The organism is Longimicrobium sp. (assembly GCF_036554565.1).
GTDB lineage: Bacteria > Gemmatimonadota > Gemmatimonadetes > Longimicrobiales > Longimicrobiaceae > Longimicrobium.
Genome location: NZ_DATBNB010000663.1, coordinates 1 through 2,878, shown reverse-complemented (window position 1 = coordinate 2,878; position 2,878 = coordinate 1). Strand labels below are relative to the sequence as shown.

General features: G+C 69.7%; 4 protein-coding genes. 3 read left to right on the top strand and 1 reads right to left on the bottom strand.

Going from position 1 to position 2,878, the window contains the following annotated elements:
• The first annotated feature begins 86 nt into the window (after positions 1 to 86).
• From VIB55_RS18415 to cysK, 3 genes are all read left to right on the top strand, one after another.
• Complete coding sequence (locus tag VIB55_RS18415; protein WP_331878134.1) at positions 87 to 677, top strand: 2OG-Fe(II) oxygenase; 591 nt, start codon at positions 87 to 89, stop codon at positions 675 to 677.
• A 2-nt stretch (positions 678 to 679) separates the two neighbouring features.
• Entirely contained in the window at positions 680 to 1,216 is a 537-nt protein-coding gene (locus VIB55_RS18410; protein ID WP_331878133.1) for an MOSC domain-containing protein, read from the top strand.
• A gap of 96 nt (positions 1,217 to 1,312) precedes the next feature.
• The gene (gene cysK, locus VIB55_RS18405) at positions 1,313 to 2,311 is read left to right on the top strand and encodes a cysteine synthase A (protein WP_331878132.1); all 999 of its coding nucleotides are present in this window, start codon (positions 1,313 to 1,315) and stop codon (positions 2,309 to 2,311) included.
• Between the two features lie 78 nt (positions 2,312 to 2,389).
• Here cysK and VIB55_RS18400 read toward each other — a convergent pair.
• Positions 2,390 to 2,878: outer membrane beta-barrel protein (locus VIB55_RS18400; protein WP_331878131.1), on the bottom strand; the 489-nt coding region annotated here is incomplete at its 5' end.

The following is a 2,878-nucleotide window of genomic DNA, read 5'->3' as shown; positions in this document are numbered from 1 at the left end:
TTCTCCGACGTGGTCGTGGGGCTGACGCTTCCGCCGGCCGCCATCGCCCGCGCCTGATCCTTTTTCCCCTCCCTCCCCTGCGACGGATGATCGACCTGCTCGAGATCCCGGGCTTCGTGCTCGACGACGAACGTGAAGAGCTTCTCGCGGAGCTGCGCGCCATACCGGGCACCGCCGCCACCGTGCTCAGCCAGGACATGGGCGGGCGGGTGCAGCCGAACGTCCGCAAGACGACGCGGCTCGCCGTCTCCCCGGAAACGCGGGAGCGGGTGAAGGAGTGGCTGATGGACGCCAAGGACGTGCTTGCGGCCCGCTTCGGCGTCGCGCTGGGCGACTGCGAGGACCCGCAGTTCCTGCGCTACGAGGAGGGTGACTTCTTCGTCCCCCACCAGGACGGCAACACCCCGCTGGTGCATGACGCGTCGCGCTTCCGCCGCGTATCGACCGTGATCTTCCTCAACGAGCGCTCCGGGGAGCCGCGCCAGGGCGCATACGGCGGCGGTCCTCTGGTGCTGCACGGGCACTACCGCACGCATCCCGGTCTGCGCGTGGAGGCCCCGGCCGACCCCGGGACGCTCGTGGCCTTTCGCTCGGAAACCACGCACGAGGTCACGCCCGTTACCCACGGCGTGCGCTACACAATCGCCTGCTTCTTCCGCGCCGCCGACGCGCCGTGACCATGTCCGTCGTCGCGGTCAGCCGCTCCGCCCGGCACACCTTCAGCAAGCGGAACGCGGACTCCATCCACCTGCTGGAGGGGCTGGGCGTGGACGGCGACGCGCACATGGGCGTCACCGTAAAGCACCGCTCGCGCGTCCGGGCCGATCCCACGCGGCCCAACCTGCGGCAGGTACACCTGGTGCACGCCGAGCTGCACGACGAGCTTCGCGCCGCCGGCTTTTCCGTCGAGCCCGGCGACATCGGCGAGAACGTCACCACGCGCGGCATCGACCTCCTTGCACTCTCCACCGGCACGCGGCTTCACCTGGGCGATTCCGCCGTGGTGGAGGTGACCGGGCTGCGGAACCCCTGCGTACAGCTGGACCGCTTCCAATCGGGGTTGACGGCGGCGTGCCTGGACCGGGACGAGAACGGCGAGCTGGTGCGCAAGGCGGGGATCATGGCCATCGTGATCGCCGGCGGCGAGGTGCGCCCGGGCGATCCCATCCGCGTGGAGCCGCCGCCCGGCCCGCACCGCCCGCTCGCGCCGGTCTGAGCCGCGCGGAACCGGCTTCGCGCCGTTGTGTATCGGCCCCATCGGCTCGTTGCCAGACGCGCGGCGGTGGGCGGCCAACTATCCACGGGAGACGGCATGGCACGCGGCAAGATCTACCAGGACATCACGGAAACGCTCGGGGGCACCCCGCTCATCCAGCTCAACCGCATCGCGGCGGGGCTTCCCGGCCGCATCGTGGTGAAGCACGAAGGCTACAATCCCTTCAACAGCGTCAAGGACCGCATCGGCGCGGCCATGGTCGACGACGCCATCGAGCGCGGCATCCTCAAGCCGGGGATGGTGGTGGTGGAGCCCACCAGCGGCAACACGGGGATCGGGGTGGCGTACGCGGCGGTGGCGCGCGGCTTCCGCTGCATCTTCACCATGCCCGAGACGATGACGGTGGAGCGCCGCAACATGCTCCGCGCGCTGGGCTGCAAGGTGGTGCTGACGGAGGGGCCCAGGGGGATGAAGGGCGCCATCGCCCGCGCGGAGGAGATCGCGGGCAAGCTGGGGGGCCGCGCATGGACGCCGCGGCAGTTCGACAACCCCGCGAATCCTGCCATCCATTATCGCACCACCGGCCCCGAGATCTGGGAAGACACGCAGGGGCAGGTGGACGTGTTCGTGGCGGGCGTGGGCACCGGCGGCACCGCGACGGGCGTCGGCCGCTACCTGCGCGAGCGCAAGCCCGGCGTGCGCATCGTGGTGGTGGAGCCGGCCGAGAGCCCCGTGATCTCCGGCGGGCAGCCGTCGCCGCACAAGCAGCAGGGGATCGGGGCCGGCTTCATCCCCGGCAATCTCGACATGCAGATCTTCGACGAGGTCGTGCAGGTGACCAACGACGACGCCATTGCCACGGCCAGGCGGCTGGCGCGCGAAGAGGCGATTTTCGCCGGCATCTCGTCGGGCTCCATCACCTGGGCGGCGCTGAAGGTCGCCGCGCGGCCGGAGATGGAGGGCAAGCTGATCGTGTCCGTGATCTGCGACTTCGGCGAGCGGTACCTTTCCCACCCGGTGTACGCCGATCAGCCGGAGCCGGACTTCGACGAATTCAAGGGTGCACTGGCCGCCCCGGAGCCCGTCCCGGCCTGACCCCTCGCGCTTCGGACGGACCCGGGGCCGGCTGCCATCTGGCAGCCGGCCCCGCGTCCGCTTGTGGGCGGCCTGGAACTAGGGGCGAAAGACGAAGCCCAGGTTCATTCGCACCGTGGTATAGTCGAGATCCTCCGTGCGGTCGAACGGTTCGCCATCGATTTCGAAGTTCGTAAGGCGGCCCTTCCCCAGCAGAAGACCCGCGTCCAGCGCCACGTTGCGGTTGAGGAAGTACTCCAGGCCAAAGCCGACCAGCAGGCCGGCGCCGGAGTACGTGGCGTCGTAGTAGATGTCGTCCTCGATGTTCAGCTTGTCGTGGATCGCCGTCCCGGAAAGGCCCAGTTCAGCGTACGGCCGCAGCGGGACGGGCCCCGCGCCGAACGAGTAACGGCCGGCCAGGTCGATGCTGGCCAGCGTGTACGGATCGGCGTCGAGCTCCGCCACCTCTTTCGCGTACGAAACGCTGGCGAAGTCGCCGCGCACGAAGATGGTGACCTGGTCCGATACGCCGAAGCCCAGCTTGACGCCCGCTCCGATTCCTCTTTCTGCCTCGCTGCCCCCGTCCTC

What these genes read in the sequence shown, in the direction of transcription:
- VIB55_RS18415 (WP_331878134.1), top strand. Translation starts at nt 87, where the DNA reads ATGATCGACCTGCTCGAGATCCCGGGCTTCGTGCTCGACGACGAACGT.
- VIB55_RS18410 (WP_331878133.1), top strand. Translation starts at nt 680, where the DNA reads ATGTCCGTCGTCGCGGTCAGCCGCTCCGCCCGGCACACCTTCAGCAAG.
- cysK (WP_331878132.1), top strand. Translation starts at nt 1,313, where the DNA reads ATGGCACGCGGCAAGATCTACCAGGACATCACGGAAACGCTCGGGGGC.